The sequence below is a fragment of the Corynebacterium sp. UBA4397 genome, from assembly GCF_002390965.1.
Classification (GTDB): domain Bacteria; phylum Actinomycetota; class Actinomycetes; order Mycobacteriales; family Mycobacteriaceae; genus Corynebacterium; species Corynebacterium flavescens.
Window position 1 is genome coordinate 50,344 of record NZ_DGRD01000053.1, and the last position, 16,980, is coordinate 67,323.

At 58.9% G+C, this 16,980-nt stretch carries 12 protein-coding genes and 1 pseudogene; 4 read left to right on the forward strand and 9 right to left on the reverse strand.

All coding sequences use genetic code 11. The features are described 5' to 3' along the window. Positions 1-145: 145 nt before the first annotated feature. The 3 genes from ctaD to nrdF all read right to left on the reverse strand — a co-directional run bounded on the left by ctaD (position 146) and on the right by nrdF (position 4,398). Positions 146-1,903: a cytochrome c oxidase subunit I gene (ctaD, locus tag B2696_RS11030; protein WP_286955417.1), complete on the reverse strand. Its 1,758-nt coding sequence runs from the start codon at positions 1,901-1,903 to the stop codon at positions 146-148. Between the two features lie 302 nt (positions 1,904-2,205). Continuing rightward, positions 2,206-3,366, reverse strand: coding sequence for a pyridoxal phosphate-dependent aminotransferase (locus tag B2696_RS11035; protein ID WP_286955418.1), 1,161 nt, complete (start codon positions 3,364-3,366; stop codon positions 2,206-2,208). Between the two features lie 42 nt (positions 3,367-3,408). Further along, complete coding sequence (gene nrdF / locus B2696_RS11040; protein WP_286955420.1) at positions 3,409-4,398, reverse strand: class 1b ribonucleoside-diphosphate reductase subunit beta; 990 nt, start codon at positions 4,396-4,398, stop codon at positions 3,409-3,411. A 335-nt stretch (positions 4,399-4,733) separates the two neighbouring features. Between nrdF and B2696_RS11045 the strand changes: the two genes are divergently transcribed. Beyond that, on the forward strand, positions 4,734-5,462 hold the full coding sequence (locus B2696_RS11045) for a FadR/GntR family transcriptional regulator (protein WP_286955422.1): 729 nt from the start codon (positions 4,734-4,736) through the stop codon (positions 5,460-5,462). Between the two features lie 5 nt (positions 5,463-5,467). Here the strand turns inward: B2696_RS11045 and nrdE are convergent, their stop codons facing one another. The 3 genes from nrdE to nrdH all read right to left on the reverse strand — a co-directional run bounded on the left by nrdE (position 5,468) and on the right by nrdH (position 8,390). After that, positions 5,468-7,630 carry a class 1b ribonucleoside-diphosphate reductase subunit alpha gene (gene nrdE, locus B2696_RS11050; RefSeq protein WP_286955424.1) on the reverse strand — a complete coding sequence of 721 codons (2,163 nt, stop codon included), beginning with the start codon at positions 7,628-7,630 and terminating at the stop codon, positions 5,468-5,470. A gap of 70 nt (positions 7,631-7,700) precedes the next feature. Further along, positions 7,701-8,132: a class Ib ribonucleoside-diphosphate reductase assembly flavoprotein NrdI gene (gene nrdI / locus B2696_RS11055; protein ID WP_286955426.1), complete on the reverse strand. Its 432-nt coding sequence runs from the start codon at positions 8,130-8,132 to the stop codon at positions 7,701-7,703. Positions 8,133-8,144: 12 nt separating this feature from the next. After that, positions 8,145-8,390, reverse strand: a complete 246-nt coding sequence (gene nrdH / locus B2696_RS11060; RefSeq protein ID WP_286955428.1) for a glutaredoxin-like protein NrdH — start codon at positions 8,388-8,390, stop codon at positions 8,145-8,147. Positions 8,391-8,753: 363 nt separating this feature from the next. Here nrdH and B2696_RS11065 point away from each other — a divergent pair. Together B2696_RS11065 and B2696_RS11070 are read left to right on the forward strand one after the other, a co-directional pair. Continuing rightward, a pseudogene (locus B2696_RS11065) lies at positions 8,754-9,851 on the forward strand (lamin tail domain-containing protein); the annotation flags it as partial. A 2,441-nt stretch (positions 9,852-12,292) separates the two neighbouring features. Further along, positions 12,293-13,312: a hypothetical protein gene (locus tag B2696_RS11070; RefSeq protein ID WP_286955429.1), complete on the forward strand. Its 1,020-nt coding sequence runs from the start codon at positions 12,293-12,295 to the stop codon at positions 13,310-13,312. 158 nt (positions 13,313-13,470) lie between these two features. Here the strand turns inward: B2696_RS11070 and ykgO are convergent, their stop codons facing one another. Both ykgO and B2696_RS11080 read right to left on the reverse strand, forming a co-directional pair. Then, a complete protein-coding gene (gene ykgO / locus B2696_RS11075; RefSeq protein ID WP_003847162.1) occupies positions 13,471-13,593 on the reverse strand; it encodes a type B 50S ribosomal protein L36 in 123 nt (40 codons plus the stop codon). A gap of 119 nt (positions 13,594-13,712) precedes the next feature. After that, positions 13,713-15,053 carry a sugar porter family MFS transporter gene (locus B2696_RS11080; RefSeq protein ID WP_276622960.1) on the reverse strand — a complete coding sequence of 447 codons (1,341 nt, stop codon included), beginning with the start codon at positions 15,051-15,053 and terminating at the stop codon, positions 13,713-13,715. Between the two features lie 27 nt (positions 15,054-15,080). Between B2696_RS11080 and nadE the strand changes: the two genes are divergently transcribed. Further along, complete coding sequence (nadE, locus tag B2696_RS11085; protein WP_286955430.1) at positions 15,081-15,905, forward strand: ammonia-dependent NAD(+) synthetase; 825 nt, start codon at positions 15,081-15,083, stop codon at positions 15,903-15,905. A gap of 25 nt (positions 15,906-15,930) precedes the next feature. On the opposite strand, the gene B2696_RS11090 is transcribed toward nadE, so the two are convergent. After that, on the reverse strand, positions 15,931-16,662 hold the full coding sequence (locus B2696_RS11090; RefSeq protein WP_286955432.1) for a fructosamine kinase family protein: 732 nt from the start codon (positions 16,660-16,662) through the stop codon (positions 15,931-15,933). Positions 16,663-16,980: the final 318 nt, after the last annotated feature.

Consider the following 16,980-nt stretch of genomic DNA (forward strand, 5'->3'; position numbering starts at 1 on the left):
CGAAGCACACATCGCATCTAGCCATTGTGCTGCCATGGCTGGCTATGTCCGCCAATGTCTCAGACCACGGATCACAAAAGCCGCCGTCCCCGGAGAAGAATCTCTGGAGAAGGCGGCCTGTCAGGAGTGTTGAATAACGGTCACGCTACTTAGCGGATACCGGCTCGGTAGGAGGTACCGACTGGTGAACATCGCTGCGGTGATCGACGCCTTGGTGGCCAACGTGAGCCTCCGCGCGCATGCGCTGAACCATGTGCGGGTAGTGCAGCTCGAACGCGGGGCGCTCGGAGCGGATACGCGGCAGTGAGACGAAGTTGTGACGCGGCGGCGGGCAAGAAGTTGCCCACTCGAGGGAGTTGCCGTAGCCCCAAGGGTCATCAACGGTGACGATCTCGCCGTAGCGCCAAGACTTGAACACGTTCCATACCAGCGGGATAACGGAAGCGCCCAAGACGAAGGAGAAGATGGTGGAGATCTGGTTGAATACGGTGAAACCATCGGTCTCGAGGTAGTCAGCGTAGCGACGCGGCATACCCATGTTGCCGACCCAGTGCTGGACCAAGAAGGTGCCGTGGAAGCCAACGAAGGTCAGCCAGAAGTGAATCTTGCCCAGGCGCTCGTCGAGCATGCGTCCGGTCATCTTGGGGAACCAGAAGTACAGGCCCGCGAAAGCGGAGAATACAACGGTGCCGAACAAGGTGTAGTGGAAGTGCGCGATGAGGAAGTAGGACTCCGCGAGCTGGAAGTCCAGCGCCGGGGAGGCAAGCATAACGCCGGTCATACCACCGAAGAGGAAGGTAGCCATGAAGCCCAGAGCCCAAATCATCGGAGTATCCCAGGTGATGTGCCCCTTCCACATGGTGCCGACCCAGTTGAAGAACTTAACGCCGGTAGGAACCGCAATCAAGAACGTCATGAAGGAGAAGAATGGGAGCAGCACCGCGCCGGTGACGAACATGTGGTGAGCCCAGACGGCCATGGACAGGGCGCCGATGGCGAGAACCGCGAAGACCAAGCCAACATAGCCGAAGACAGGCTTGCGGGCGAAGACCGGGATGACCTCGGAGATAACGCCGAAGAACGGAAGTGCCAGGACGTAGACCTCGGGGTGGCCGAAGAACCAGAACAGGTGCTGCCACAGGATGGCGCCACCGTTGGCGGAGTCAAAGATATGGCCGCCGAGCTTGCGGTCATAGAGCACGCCCAGCGCCGCAGCGGTCAGGAGCGGGAAGATCATCAGTGCCAGTGCGGAAGCGGTGAAGATACACCAGGTGAATACCGGCAGACGGAACATGGTCATACCCGGTGCGCGAAGAGTCAAGATGGTGGTGAGCATGTTGATGGCGGAGGAAATGGTACCAACGCCGGTTGCGCCCACACCGACAATCCACATATCCGCGCCGATGCCCGGAGTGTGGACGGAGTCAGCCAAAGGCATGTACATAGTCCAACCGAAGTCAGCAGCGCCACCCGGGGTGGCGAAGCCGAGCAGCATCACGATGCCGCCGGTCAGAGTGATCCAGAAACCAAATGCGTTCAAACGCGGGAAAGCCACGTCAGGTGCACCGATTTGCAGCGGCAGAATGTAGTTGGCAAAACCCCAGACAACCGGCGTTGCAAAGAGAAGCAACATCACGGTGCCGTGCATGGTGAACAGCTGGTTGAATTGCTCGTTGGAAAGGAACTGCAGGCCCGGGCTGAAAAGCTCAGCGCGGATGAGCAGTGCCATGAAGCCACCAAGGAAGAAGAAGCTGAAGGACATGATCAAGTACATGATGCCCAGCTGCTTGTGGTCGGTGGTGGTTAGAAATACCCAAGCCTTGGAACCGGTCTTGGAACTGCCGGTCGGCTCCGGACGTGTTGGTGGGACGTAATCGTCCAACCGTGGCGCCACAGCGGTCATTTAAATCCTCCTGATTTACAAGTGCCACTCGGCGAGGCCGAATGACACCTAGGTTTACTCGAACTATATTAGGGGAATTCACTATCAATTATCCAGCTTGCGGCCATACTCCTCCGCGCACTCACCCCCACCGCTAGGCGCCACATGCGTCACATAGCCCCAGCACGTAGCGCCGCAGAATCTAGCCTGTCCACACTCCCCCACATTAAGAAGTGGGATAGGCCACAATTTTTGGACAGTTCGAGCTCAAAAACGAGCTGTTCTTCTCCCCCGGTATGAATCAACCAATAGATTGATCCCTTCTAGTCCTCTCCTTGAATGCGCTGCGAGGAGGGCAGTCTGCTCAGGCCCTGCAGCAGTTCTTCGCGCTCCCCAGCAATACACACTCGGACCCAGCCTTCCCCCGCGGCCCCGAAAGCCACGCCTGGCGCCAGAGCGACCTTGCACTCGAGGAGGAACTTCTCTGCCCAGGCGGCCACGTCTCCTCCGCTGGCATAAGAAACGTCGATCCACAGGTACAGGGCACCTGCGGGACGCTGATAAGAAACTCCCTTCGAATCGAGCAGCTCACAGGCAGCCTGAATGTTGCCCGCATAATGTGTGCGAGCAGCAGCAATATCGGATCCATCCCCGCCGATCGCAGCTAGGGCAGCCGCTTGACCCGGCGCGCTCACACAGCTGACGATTGCTTCTTGGGCCGCGCGGAATCTCTCACTGAGGCCGGGTGGCGTGACCAGGTAACCAATCCGTGCACCGGTAAGGCCATAGGTCTTAGAAAAAGAATAGATACTGAATACCCGATCCTCGGTGTCTACTGCGGCAAAGCTGGTGAAGCCGGGTTCAAAAGTGAGGTATTCATAGACCTCGTCACTAATGATCCACAGGTCATGGCGCGCGGCGAAGCCCACCAACTCACGCACGGTCTCCTCCGGGAAGATCACGCCGAGAGGATTCGAAGGCGAATTGACCAGCAGCACGCGGGTGCGCGGCCCCACTAGCTTTTCTAGTTCGGCCACATCCGGCAGAAACCCTCGCTCCTGGCGCAGCTCATAGGGCACCGGAACTGCCCCGAGCAAGCGCGGAGCCATGGCGAAGGTGGCATAGCCCGGATCCGGAATCAGGATTTCATCGCCGGCACTCAACGTGAAGGTCATCGCCATGTGCAACGCCTGCGCGCCACCCGCCGTGACGTGGATCTGCTCCTCCTCCACGGCGTATCCATTATGCAGTGCCAGCTTCCCCCGAATGGCACTGCGCAGTGCGGGCAGCCCGCTATTGGGCGTGTAGTTTATCGGGTCCTCCCGCCAAGCGCGTGCCCCTGCAGCGCGAATCTCCTGCGAGACCGCAAGGCCTGGCTCCCCGACGCTAAGCGGGATTACATCCTCCATTCCCGCTGCGAGCTCGAAGATCCTCCGGATGCCAGAGGCGGGAACAGATTGAATGGTACTGGCTATAGGCGGCATGCCAGACACCTTAACAGCAGATAAGCGGCTATCGCGCCCTCTTTAGAAGTCCCAGTCGTCGTCCGTGGTGTCCTCGGCCTTGCCGATTACATAGGAGGAACCCGAGCCGGAGAAGAAATCGTGGTTCTCGTCGGCGTTGGGCGAAAGGGAGGACAAGATGGCAGGCGAAACGCGGGTCTCATCCACTGGGAACAGGCCCTCGAATCCCAGGTTATTGAGCGCCTTATTGGCGTTATAACGCAGGAAACGCTTGACGTCCTCGGTCCAGCCCAAGTCATCATAGAGGTCCTCGGTGTAGGAGATCTCGTTGTCGTAGAGATCGTAGAGGAGATCGAAGGTGTACTCCTTGAGCTCCGCCTGCTCTTCGGCGCTGAGTTTCTTGTAACCCTGCTGGAACTTGTAGCCGATGTAGTAGCCGTGCACAGCCTCGTCACGGATGATGAGGCGAATGATGTCCGCAGTGTTGGTCAGCTTCGCGCGCGAGGAGAAGTACATCGGCAGGTAGAAGCCGGAGTAGAAGAGGAAAGACTCCAGCAGAGTGGAAGCAGCCTTCTTCTTCAAAGGATCCTCGCCCTCGTAGTAGGACAGGACAATCTTGGCCTTGCGCTGCAGGTTCGCGTTCTCCTCCGACCAACGGAAGGCATCGTTGATGACGGTGGTGGAGGCCAAAGTCATGAAGATATTGGAGTAAGACTTCGCGTGGACGGACTCCATAAACGCAATGTTGGTGTAGACGGCCTCCTCGTGCAGCGTGGCGGCATCGGGAAGCAGGGAGACCGCACCCACGGTGCCCTGGATGGTGTCCAGCAACGTCAGACCCGTGAAGACCCGCATGGTGGTCTCTTTTTCTTTCTCCGTCAAGGTCTTCCAGCTGGGGATGTCATTGGATACTGGAACCTTCTCAGGAAGCCAGAAGTTACCCGTCAACCGCTCCCACACCTCGAGGTCTTTTTCATCGGGGATGGTGTTCCAGTTAATGGCTTTAACCGGCTTTTCGTGGTCTTTTACATATGAGTCGTAGTCGTGAGACACGCGTTATTCCCTCACTTGCTCTCTAGTAGATCGAGGTAGATTACAGAACTTAGTTCAGCACCCCAGCCTACTCAACCTCCGCACTGGCGGGAACTATTAGCTTGACCTGCCAAAGCAGCAATTCGCAGTACTTGAACGAGAAAGCAATGCAAAGGTGATACAAATGTTGCACATTTCGCTGATTTGCTGCAGGAAGCAAGGTATTTTAGAGAGACTTATATCGTTGTTCCAATCTCTAAAGCTTTAAGCGTTGTAGCTTCACCCCCTAACTCGTTGCTACTCCGCTTTCAGCTTCCCCAACCCTCTACCCTATCCCCTACTGGAGGCCATAAGCCTTGACTACTTCAACGGACCACTCCCTGCCGCTGCTCAATAGCGTCCTCGACTGTGTTGGATCAGACATTGTTAGCGGCGCCATTGTCCCCGGGTCGACTTTTACCTTGCAGAGTCTCTCCGAGCGTTTCAATGTCTCGCGCACCGTGGCGCGTGAGGCCATGCGGGCGCTGGAGCAACTCGGCTTGGTTTCATCCTCACGCAGGGTGGGCATCACAGTGCTGCCCATGCAGGAATGGTCGGTCTTTGATCACGCCATCATTTCCTGGCGCCTGAGCAATGAGAAAACGCGGCAGGAGCAAGTTAGCTCGCTCAACCAACTGCGTCTTTCCATTGAGCCAATGGCGGCGCGTCTAGCAGCCACTAGTGCGCCGGTTGAAGAGCGCCGTGAAATCTTGGCGCTAGCGCGCAAGCTCCATGAACTGGAAAACACGCCATCACCGCGGACCGGGGAGGAGTTGGCCGCAGACCTGCGTTTCCACACGATGGTGCTGCACGCCTCGGGCAACGAGATGTTCGCGGCCTTGGCCCCTTCACTTTTATCCTTGCTCAAGGGCAAGTCTGTCTTTGGCTCCGCCAAGCGCGACCCCCTTGGCGGCACGGCAGAATTACATCTAGACCTCGCACGCGCGATCTGCGACTCGCGTCCCGACGAGGCCGAGACGCTAGCGCGGGAAATTCTAGATACGGCGCGCACCAACACTACAAAAGAGCTGGGCGCACCGAACTAGCAGCGTTAGAGCATGCAGGAAACGCAGCCCTCGACCTCGGTGCCTTCCAGTGCCATCTGGCGCAGGCGGATGTAGTAGAGGGTCTTGATTCCCTTGCGCCAAGCGTAGATCTGAGCGCGGTTGATGTCGCGGGTGGTGGCGGTGTCCTTGAAGAACAGCGTCAGCGAGAGTCCCTGATCGACGTACTTGGTGGCCACGGCGTAGGTATCGATGATCTTCTCATAGCCCACCTCATAGGCATCCTTGAAGTACTCAAGGTTCTCGTTGTTCATATGCGGAGCCGGGTAGTACACGCGGCCGATCTTGCCCTCCTTGCGGATCTCGATCTTGGAGGCGATCGGGTGAATCGAGGAGGTGGAGTTGTTGATATAGGAGATCGAGCCCGTTGGTGGCACGGCCTGCAGGTTGCGGTTGTAGAGCCCGTAGTTGGCCACGTCCGCCTTCAGCGCCGACCAATCCTCGGCGGAGGGGGTGTGAATGGAGGAAGCGGCGAAGAGCTCCTTGACCTTGTCCGTCTGCGGGGCGAACTCAGCGGGATCGTAACGGTCAAAGAATTCGCCGGAGGCGTATTCAGACTGCGGGAACTCGGTAAAATACTCGCCGCGCTCGCGGGCGATCCGGTTGGAAGCCCGCAAGGCAGCATAAAGCACCGCAGCGAAGTAGGCGTTGGTAAAGTCCAGCCCTTCCTCCGAGCCATATTCAATGTGCTCGCGTCCAAGGTAGCCGTGCAGGTTCATCTGACCAAGGCCGATGGCGTGGGAGTCATCGTTGCCCTTGCGAACCGAAGGAACCGAATCGATGGCAGTCTTATCCGCAACCGCGGTCAATCCGCGGATGGCGGTTTCCACTGTCAGGGCGAAGTCAGGCGAATCCATGGTGGCGGCGATGTTGAGCGAGCCCAAGTTGCAGGAGATATCCTCCCCCATCTTCTTGTAGCTTAAGTCATCGGCGAACTCAGAGGCCGAGTTGACCTGGAGGATCTCCGAGCACAGGTTGGACATGTTGATCCAGCCGGTCTTGACCGGGTTGGCCTGGTTTACCGTGTCCTCGTACATGATGTAGGGATAACCGGACTCGAACTGAATCTCCGCCAAGGTCTGGAAGAAGTGGCGCGCGTTGATCTTCTTCTTCGTGATGCGAGGATCTTCCACCATCTCTTCGTAGTGCTCGCTCACGGAAATGTCCGCGAAGGGCTTGCCATAGACGCGCTCGACGTCATAAGGCGAGAAGAGGTACATGTCCTCGTTACGCTTGGCAAGATCGAAGGTGATGTCAGGGATGACAACGCCGAGCGACAGCGTCTTGATGCGAATCTTCTCATCCGCGTTCTCGCGCTTGGTGTCGAGGAAGCTCAAGATGTCTGGGTGGTGGGCATTGAGATAGACCGCACCCGCGCCCTGGCGTGCGCCGAGCTGGTTGGCATAGGAGAAGGAATCCTCGAGCAGCTTCATCACGGGAATGATGCCGGAGGACTGGTTCTCAATGTGCTTGATGGGGGCGCCGGCCTCGCGGATATTCGTCAGCAGCAGGGCCACTCCGCCGCCGCGCTTGGAAAGCTGCAGGGCGGAGTTGATGGAGCGCCCGATGGACTCCATGTTGTCCTCGATACGCAGGAGGAAGCAGGAAACCAGCTCGCCGCGCTGCGCCTTGCCCGCGTTGAGGAAGGTAGGCGTGGCCGGCTGGAAGCGCCCGGTCATAATCTCATCAACCAAGTGCTCGGCAATGGTCTCATCACCACCTGCCAAGAAGAGCGCGGTCATGGAGACGCGATCCTCGAAGCGCTCCAAGTAGCGACGGCCGTCGAAGGTCTTGAGCGTATAAGAGGTGTAGTACTTGAACGCGCCCAGGAAGGACTTGAAGCGGAACTTGAAAGAATAAGAACGCTTGAACAGGGACTTGATGAAGGCGAAGTCATATTGCGCGATTACTGCCGGATCGTAGTACTGGTTGGTGATCAGGTAGTCGATCTTTTCTTCCAAGTCGTGGAAGTAGACGGTGTTTTGGTTGACGTGCTGCAGGAAGAACTGGTTAGCCGCTTCGCGGTCCTTGTCGAACTGGATATTGCCATTCTCGTCATAAAGATTGAGCAGGGCATTGAGCGCATGATAATCGAGCTGTTCTGCCGCCTTTACCGGCTCGGCTACGGTCTTACCCATTTGAATAGTCACGGCTGAGGAAGCCTTTCTGTGTTAATTAACCCTATAAAACTAATCGAGCCTACCCGCTCGTCTCGCCTTCTCAGGCGGCGAGCGCTAGGCCCAATGCTGCTGCGTTTTCTATCAGCCCTGTGCGGCAAGTGTGAACGTCTTCATCCGTGCCTAAGAGCTCGAAGCGATAGACATAAGGCACCCCACATTTCGCGGCGATGACGTCCCCCGCCTTGCCGAAGTCCGCCCCAAAGTTGCTATTTCCCCCGGAAATTACCGCGCGGATGAGGCCGCGGTTGTGCTCGTTATTGAGGAATCTTATGACTTGTTTCGGTACCGGCCGCGAGTTGTCGTGGCTTATCGACGCCCCTCCACCATAAGTGGGACACACGAGAACATAGGGCTCGTCGACCACGAGCTGCGGATCTGCGCGGTGAAGCGGGATGCGCGCGGAAGGAAGGTCAAGTTTGTGCACGAAACGGTGCGTGTTTTCCGTCGCGGAGGAGAAATACACGACGAGCATGGCTTCGAGCCCCTAGGCCGAGGCGGCAACGGAGGTGCTCGCGAGTGCCTTGATGCGCTCGGGGCGGAATCCGGACCAGTGCTCACCATCGACGTAGACCACTGGGGCTTGTACGTATCCGAGCGCCATGACGTAGTCTCGCGCTTCTTCGTCGAGGGTGACGTCTACGGTGGTGTACTCCAGACCGGCGCGGTCAAGAGCCTTCTTGGTGGCGTTGCACTGGACGCAAGCTGGCTTAGTGTACAGGGTGATAGACATTCTTCATTCCTTCGACGAGGGGCCCGAGGACCTGCGGATGGGCGGCGGACGATGCGGATGGATTTATTTAAAAAATAGAGGCCCAACGGGAGTTCTTCATCTCCGTGAGCGGTACCCACGACACTATACTTTGTGCCCTCTTATCGCAACCAGCACAACATGTAGTAGTTACACGCGTGATATTCCCAGGATGGGATTTTCATCCGCCCACATATTGCACCGGGCCCCGGCGGGCGCCACCGCCTCGCCCGAAGCCTTCCTGCACTTTCGCTAGACGACGCCACCTAACTATGGCACAAATCACAATTGGGTAGGTTTGGTGGCCCGGCACGGGGAAGACTGGAATTCATCTTCCGCCCCGAGATGTTCCTCGGAGTTGACCCAGCGTTCACCTCCCATCCGTCCGCAGTTCAAAGATGCTACCTAAAGTCACCCTCGGCCCAATCGCCTTTTCGATATCTCTCCACTTTCTCTCAAGGAGCACCAGTGAATTTTCATAAGCATGGCCTTCGCTTGGCCATTGCAGTCGCAGCCACCTGCGCCCTTAGCAGTGGCGCCGTAGCCGCCGCCCAGCCCAGTGCTGCACATCCGCGTTTAAGCCCTAGCACCGAAGCCGCACCCGCCGCCAACAAGCTCATCGTTACGGAGATCCTCGCCGACAATGCAGGAGACGATAACTTCGAGTACTTCGAGGTCTATAACAACTCCGACGCAGAGGTGACCTTGGGGAAGGAAGGCTACAGCTTTTCCTACTCCTATACCGACTCCCCGGATACCGAGAAAGACGTCCCGCTGAGCTTGGACGAGGAGTTAAGCGTGGCGCCAGGAGAAAGCGTCGTCGTCTGGCTCAACTACTCCTCGGACACCGTCGATACCTCCCAATACTCCGTCGATGACTTCCGCGCCCATCACACGCTTCCCGAGCAGGTCCAAGTCGCGCGCGCCTCCGGGCAATCCGGCCTAGCAAACGGTGGCGATCGCGGCATCCGCGTCCTTGAGCAGGGCGCCGTCGTGGGCTGGTCCTTTTATCCCAAGGGCAGCGTGGGCCGCGATTCCGCCATAGAGTTCGCAGTATCCCCCTCCACTGCCTCCGGCACTACCCCACTGCGCACCAAGACCACCCCCACTCCGGGTGAAGTCAGCGAGGACCAGCTGCAGCCGCATGACGTGCCTGGCGAGCCGACACAGCCAGATGATTCTCTCTTCGAGGGCGTCACCTCCCCCCAGGAGGCTGCCCCCTTGGTAATTAGCGAGATCCTGCCCGATTCGAAGAACGTGGGAGGATCCGATGGCTTCGAGTTCATCGAGGTCACCAACACGACCGATGCCGATATCAACTTCTCCGACTACACGCTCAATTATCTCTACCCCACGGACGAAAACTCCAACACCAACTCCGCGCTATGGCCCTCCGAAAAGAGAGATATCGTCATCCCCGCCGGCAAATCGATGGTCTTCTGGATTAAGAATGGTCCAAATGACGAGCTGGAAATCAAGGACTTCAACGAGAACTTCGGCACCACCCTGAATGCAGAGCAACTCGCCATCATTCACTCCGGCGGCATGGCCAACGGCTCCGCCCGCGGGATCCAGATCCAGACCAATACCGGTCATGCGATTAATCGTGCCTACTATAATTTGCGCGGTGCGAGCGATGTCCAGGCCGACAAGGGCCTGCAATATGTGTCCACAGATTCCGATGCCGGCCTGCAAAAACTCCTCGGTTCCTCCACCCCCACGCCCGGTGAGACACACCCCGCGCAGCATCCCGAGACGCCAGGTTCGCTGCCAACTGATACCGAGGCCCCAGCAATCGAGGACAAGACCAAGTCCGAAATCGATCCGGCGGGAACATTCTCCTTCACGGCCGCCGTGCGCGATAATCTCCAGGCCAAGACCGTCACCCTCGAAGTTAAATCAAACGTGGACGAGGACTTCCGCGCCATCAACCTCGCAGCCGCTGGCGAGGACTTTGCCTGGGATCTTCCCGCGGCCGACATCACGGGTAAGAAGTGGTACGAGTACCGCTTCACCGCCTCCGATGGCAGCAACAAGACCACCAGCGAGACCCGCCGCGTTGACGTAAAGGGCGCACAGCAGGGACCACTGTCCCTGAACCTACAAGATGGCGCGTGGGTCAACGGCACCACCGACATCATCGGCGCTTCTGAGTCCATAGACAAGCCGGCGCGCCTGTCCATCGACGGTAGCCCAGTCGAGGCGGCTAAGAGCCTGGCTGCCGCGCCCACCTTCGCCATGGAAGTCACCCAGACCGATGTCTTCTTCCGCAACGGAATCTTAGCCGGCGATGAGGAGCTTCTCATCTTCGACGAGGGAACCTACTCCGAGGTAGAGACCGTTTCCACCGCCGTTCCGCTGTACCATATCAACGAAGACGGCTCCGTCACGGTGAGCGTCTACGCCGGTACCAAGGCCGCCCCGAAGATCGACGAGAATGAGAACAACGACGACTTCGAGATTCGTAACCTCCGCCTCGTCCTGCCCGATGGGCGCACCTTGTACCCCGCAGGCGTCGACGACCCCTCTGCTTGGATGCGGATGGGCGATAGCGAGGGCAAACTGGACTTCTTCGATGCGACATTCACCATCCCCGCAGATGCTTATACCGGCGTGGCCCATGCCTGGGATACCACCGCCATCGCCGAAGGCGACCACACCGTCGCCGTCACCGACGGGGAAAATACGCTCGAGCGCACCGTGCGCGTGGACAATCAAGGCCCGCAGCTCGACATCACCGGAGTCACCGAGGGCGAGGAATTGCGCGGCAGGGTCGAGATCAACGCCGCCGCGACTGATTCTGGCTCCGGCGTGGATTCCGTCGAGGCCCTGTTGGATGGCGAACGCGTCACCCTCCCTCTGAGCACCGGATCCCTGGATCTGTCGGCGGGCGAACACAGCCTCGTTGTCCGTGCCGAAGATAAGGTGGGCAACCGCACCGAAAAGACCATCAACTTCAGCACCCCGGAAGAAAACCCCACCAGCGGCGACTACTCGCCCGCCGATGGATCCACTGTCCAGGCGGGGGACGTGGAGCTCAAGGCAAAATCTCAAGATCCCAGCGGGGACAAGGTCAACATGACCTTCCTCAAGGCAATCCGGCCGCAGCCAGGGGATGGCTCCGTGCGCATGTCCTCCGGTGAGACCGAGGATGCGGCCGCCTCCGCGGCAGACCGCGCTGCAGCTCAAGCGCTTACTAAAGAACAGGTGAAAGAGCTTTCCACCGCCGATGGCCTGGCAACCGAGACTTCCTCCGACTCCACCCTGCCTTATCAGCTCTTCGAGGTCGACGCGCCGAGCGAGGTCTCCGAGGGGACACAGCTGCGCGTCAACTGGCAGGGAGCGGCCGATAGTCGCGCCCAAATCATCCTTTATGCACTGCGTGCGGATGGCAGCGGCTGGCAAGAAATCACCCGGCACCTCACCGGAGCAGCGGAAGAATCTTTTGAACTCCAGGGGATGATCAAAGCCGCTGACTTCGTCACTGATGGCAAGGCCACGTTGCTCGTCCAACACTCCGAAGGTTTCGCCGAGAAGGACAAGTCCTCGCGCGACTCTGCGGCCCCGGTAGCCAACCCAGAGGACGTCCCACGCTCCGACTACGATTTCACCCTCGCTTGGGAATCGGACACCCAGTACTACAATGCCACGCCTGCCTTCCACAAGCATCAGAGCAAGATCCACGACTATGTCCTAGATCAGCGGGAGAATAAGAGTATTAAGTTCCTCTTCCACACCGGCGATATCGTAGACAACGCCCATGAACCGGCCCAGTGGCAGGGCGCCGATCCCCAGGNNCGCCCCGGTGGCGGCCCGCCGACCCCGAGTCCGCCCGCCTCGATGAGGCTGGTCTGCCCTACTCGGTGCTCGCCGGAAACCACGATGTGGGGCACAAGGAAGATGACTTCACCCAGTACAGCAAGTACTTCGGCGCGCAGCGCTACGAGGATAAGCCGTGGTATGCAGAGAGCTACCAAGACAACCGCGCCCACTACGACCTCTTCTCAGCCGGTGGCGTGGACTTCATCAACGTCGCCATGAGCTGGGCCGCAGGAGACGAGGAAGTCGCGTGGATGAATAAGGTCTTGGCCCAGCACCCCGAGCGCGTCGCCATCATCAATCTGCACGAGTTCATGCTCACCACCGGCGGACTCGGCCCCATTCCGCAGCGCATTCTCGACGAGGTCGTGGCAAAGAACCCCAACGTTCGCATGGTCATGTCCGGCCATTATCACGACGCCTTCACCAAGACCTATGACTTCGATGACAACGGCGATGGCACGGGGGACCGCACCGTCACCGCGATGCTCTTCGACTATCAGGCCCTACCCGAGGGCGGCCAGGGCTACCTGCGCATGATGCACTTCGATAACGAAGCCAAGAAGATGATGGTGCGTACCTATTCTCCTTCGCTGGATGACTACAACTCCGAGGAACCCTCCCTCCTCGGTCCTGCTGATAATCCGAATCTCTACCAGCAATTCGACGTGTCCTATGAGCAGCTGGGCATTATCCCGGAGACCAAACGCACCCTAAAGACCGATGCCTTGGGAGTTGACTTCCTCAGCGATGAGGTCATCGGTACCCAGGCCGACGTGGCTTCCGGTGAGTTCGGCAGTACCACCTGGAAAAAGCTCTCCGCGGGACGCCATAGCTGGTATGTCCGCTCCGAGGATCCCTACGGTGGTACCAGCTACTCGCCCACTCAAACCTTCCAGATAGGAGATAAGCCAGGCGGAGACGATAAAATCCCTGGTAGTTCCGGCGCTTCTTCCTTCGGGGGCGCGCTAGCTGGCATCGTGGGCGCAGCGGTCGGCATTGCCAGCGCCGTGGGCCTTGTGTCCTGGCTGGTCCAGGCCAATCCCGACGTCGTCAAGCGCCTGCGAGAGATGTTCCGCTTCTGATCCACTAGCCCCATTCGCCTTATGCCTGCCGCGCTCACCCGTACGGCGGGCGTGAGTGAGCGAAGTGCCCGAGACAGGAAAAACCTCCGGCCCTTAACTCTTTCCATCTTCCGCGAGGAAAATGGTGGTTTAAGGGCCGGAGGTTTAAGTGTTCGAGACTAGCCTTGGCGAGCCTTGAAACGCGGATCCTTCTTGTTGATCACGAAGACCTTACCGTGGCGGCGAATAACCTGGGCGCCCGGCTTCTTCTTCAGCGACCGAAGCGACTTGCGGACCTTCATCGGGCGCTCCTTTCGTTATGCGCAATCTAAATGCGGTTGAATAGTTAAAGCAAAGCCGGGCATAAACCCGACCATGACACGATCGAAAATAATACCCCACGTGCACGAAAGAACCAAAACTAGGAAACCTTGGCGTAACGCCGCTCCATTTCCTCACTGACTTGCTCAAGGCTGCGCCCCATTGTTTCCGGAATAAGGACGCGCGTATAGCCCACGGCAACGAGCCCGAGGCAGGCAAAGACTAGGAAAGCCACCGAACCAGAAAGCCATTCCACCAGCGGCAAGAAATATTGAGCCACGGCCCAGTTGGTCAGCCAGAGGGAGAGCCCGGCAATGCCCATGCCCAGGCCTCGCACCTGCGAAGGAACTAGTTCCGAGATAAGCAACCACGTCGCTGGAGAAACCGCAGCCTGTTGGAAGGCGATAAACAACGCCATAAACACGAGCGAAATCATAGCCATCGTGGTCGAGCCATCCGCCTGCGAATAAGCCACGGAGAGAATAAGCAACGAGATGACATTGCCGCTGAGACCTATAAGCAAAAGGCGCTTGCGACCAATGCGATCGATGACCTTGAGACCGATGATGCAGGCGACCACAGAGGCTAACCCGATGACTATTGAGGTATAGACGGAGTTCTCCGTAGATATGCCCACCTTATTCATCATCGTCGGGGCGAAGTAGATGATGGCGTTGACCCCGGTAATCTGCTGGGTAAGTCCCATGAGCATGGCCAGCAGTACTGTTACCTGCATCCACCGGAAGCGCCTAAGGCTAAACCACTCCGAGCGCCCTGCCCGGCGAGCGGCATTTGCCGAGGCTAATTCCTCAACATGCATCCCGGCGCGGGTAGCGATGGCCCGCGCTTTCTCCCCGTGCCCGCGAGTGGCCAGCCAGATTGGCGTATCTGGCAGGAAGAACATGCCCACCGCCAATAAAAGTCCAGGCACGGCAGCTAGACCCAGCATGAGTTCCCAGTTGGCACTCGTGGCCAGAGCAGAGTTGACCAGATAAGCCATCAGCTGTCCCACGACGATCATCAAGGTATTGAGTGAGACCATGCGCCCGCGCACGGCGGCTGGCACGATCTCGGAGATATACATCGGTGAAACAATAGAAACGCCACCGACTGCCACTCCCAGGAAAGCCCGCGCAAGCGCCAAGCTGCCGATAGTTCCGGCCAGAGCACACCAGATGGACCCGGCGACGAATATGAGGCCACCGAGGATAAGGGTTGTCCGCCGCCCGTAGCGATCTGCCACCCGGCCTGCCACCAGCGCGCCGAGCATCGCGCCGACCAGGAGCATCGAGGTGACCCAGCCTTCCTGGTGGGCGGTCATATTAAATTCCGGGGTGATAAACAATAAGGCGCCGGATATAACACCTGTGTCGTAGCCAAATAGCAGTCCACCGAGGGCTGCTATGCCGGCCACGACCTTGACATAAGTTTGGCTATTCACAAACAGTCATTGTGGCAGGCAGCTACCATGAACGTCATGTCGACTACTCCACGCACACTGCAAGAAGAGATCATAAAAGTCCTGGGTGTTAAGCCCTTTATCGATCCAGAAACAGAAGTAGAAGCTCGAGTCGAGTTCTTAGCCGATTATCTGCGCCGTACTGGCGCCAAGGGCTACGTGCTCGGCATTTCCGGAGGTCAAGACTCCACGCTGGCTGGGCGCTTAGCGCAGCTCGCCGTCGCGCGCGTTGCAGGCGCGGAGTTCTGGGCGGTCCGCCTACCCTATGGCGTCCAGGCAGATGAGGCTGATGCGCAGATTTCGCTCGAGTTTATCCAGCCCACGCATCGCCCCACCATCAACATCGCCACCGCCACCCGGGCCATAGAAACCGAGGTTGCCGGCAGCCTCGAGAGCCCCGGACTCGGTGATCTTAACCGCGGCAATATCAAGGCACGCCTGCGCATGACAGCCCAGTACGCCCTGGCTGGCGAGGTCGGCGCACTGGTCATCGGCACCGATCACGCTGCGGAGAACCTCGCCGGATTCTTCACCAAATGGGGAGATGGCGCAGCAGATCTCCTTCCGCTAGAAGGACTCAACAAGCGCCAGGGCGCGCAGCTACTGCGCCACTTGGGAGCGCCGGATTCCACGTGGAAGAAGGTCCCCACGGCAGACCTAGAAGACAATAAGCCGCAGCTGCCCGATGAGGAGGCGCTGGGTGTTACCTATGCCCACATCGATGACTACCTCGAGGGCAAGGACGTTCCCGAGGCCGCGCGTGAGCGCATCGAGTTCCTGTGGAAGAAGGGCGCGCACAAGCGAGTCATGCCCAGCGGGCCAGCCACTACCTAGAGCCTCGACATAGGCAAGCAGCGGCTTAGGCCTCGAGTAGTTCTAGGGTGAGCCCGGCTGCCCGTTCGAGCGGGCAGTGATAGGCAGTGCCGTGAGTCAGCGAATGCACCGCCAAGGGGTGAAGCTGGTGCAGCGGAATCCAGCGCTCGATATCGCGCGGGGTGCCGTAGCCGCGGAAGATCTCCTCCAGATAGGGCGCCCCGAACAACGCCAGCATGGCCAGATCTGTGTGCGGATGCCCGCCATGCGCGGCCGGGTCAATGACTACCCCGCCGCTGGCACTAAAAAGAAGATTTCCGGCCCAGAGATCCCCGTGCAGGCGCGCGGGAGCAATGTCCCATGTGGCTTTTTCGATGGCGGCGCAGGCGCGCTTGACGGTATCGAGCTGACCAGGTCGCAGCCCAGCTGCCTCAGCGAAGGGCAGCACGCGCTGCTCCGCGTAGAACTGACCCCAATCATCGGTTGGAGTGCACTCCTGGCTCACGCGCCCGATGTAGTTCTTGCCTTCCCAGCCCGCCGGAGGACTGCCGAAGGCGGGGGCGCCGGAATCATGAATGCGCCGCAGGTTGCGACCGAAAGCAAAGGCCGCCTGCGCGGTCGGGGGAACCTCACGCACGCGCTGCGTTTCAATGAAGTCATCACCATAGGACACCACGTCCACGACGGCCTGCGGGCAGGCCTCGGCCAGCCAGGAGAGTCCGGCCGCCTCCGCCCCGGCTTGATCGCTTTCTTGAACTCTTTTGCGAAAAGTCTCCATGCCGCCCACCCTACGTGCCCTATCGCGGGTTCAGTAGTTCTTCCGGTTGTAGAGTGCAGTGATTTTGTTGGTCAGTTGTCCTCCGCTTGAGCCCGATCATTCAGGATAGGCCGGATGGCCGTGCTACCGCACTATGGAATTCTGGTAAGGCGGCGTGTCTGTGGATTACTGCGTCCGGCGCTGGTGGGTTATCCACAGTTTCCTTACTGGGCGCGGTTGAGGATTGTTGTGCTGGGTGGCTGTGCCTTAGCGTGACGGTCATGGGCTTGCAGGAGTACTTCGCACAACTCGGCCGAGGTGTTGACCTCGTAGCCGAGT

Excerpts from the sequence above, each read along its gene's own strand:
- ctaD (WP_286955417.1), bottom strand. The coding sequence starts at position 1,903 with ATGACCGCTGTGGCGCCACGGTTGGACGATTACGTCCCACCAACACGT.
- B2696_RS11035 (WP_286955418.1), bottom strand. The coding sequence starts at position 3,366 with ATGCCGCCTATAGCCAGTACCATTCAATCTGTTCCCGCCTCTGGCATC.
- nrdI (WP_286955426.1), bottom strand. The coding sequence starts at position 8,132 with ATGCTCGTCGTGTATTTCTCCTCCGCGACGGAAAACACGCACCGTTTC.
- nrdH (WP_286955428.1), bottom strand. The coding sequence starts at position 8,390 with ATGTCTATCACCCTGTACACTAAGCCAGCTTGCGTCCAGTGCAACGCC.
- ykgO (WP_003847162.1), bottom strand. The coding sequence starts at position 13,593 with ATGAAGGTCCGCAAGTCGCTTCGGTCGCTGAAGAAGAAGCCGGGCGCC.
- nadE (WP_286955430.1), top strand. The coding sequence starts at position 15,081 with ATGAACGTCATGTCGACTACTCCACGCACACTGCAAGAAGAGATCATA.
- B2696_RS11090 (WP_286955432.1), bottom strand. The coding sequence starts at position 16,662 with ATGGAGACTTTTCGCAAAAGAGTTCAAGAAAGCGATCAAGCCGGGGCG.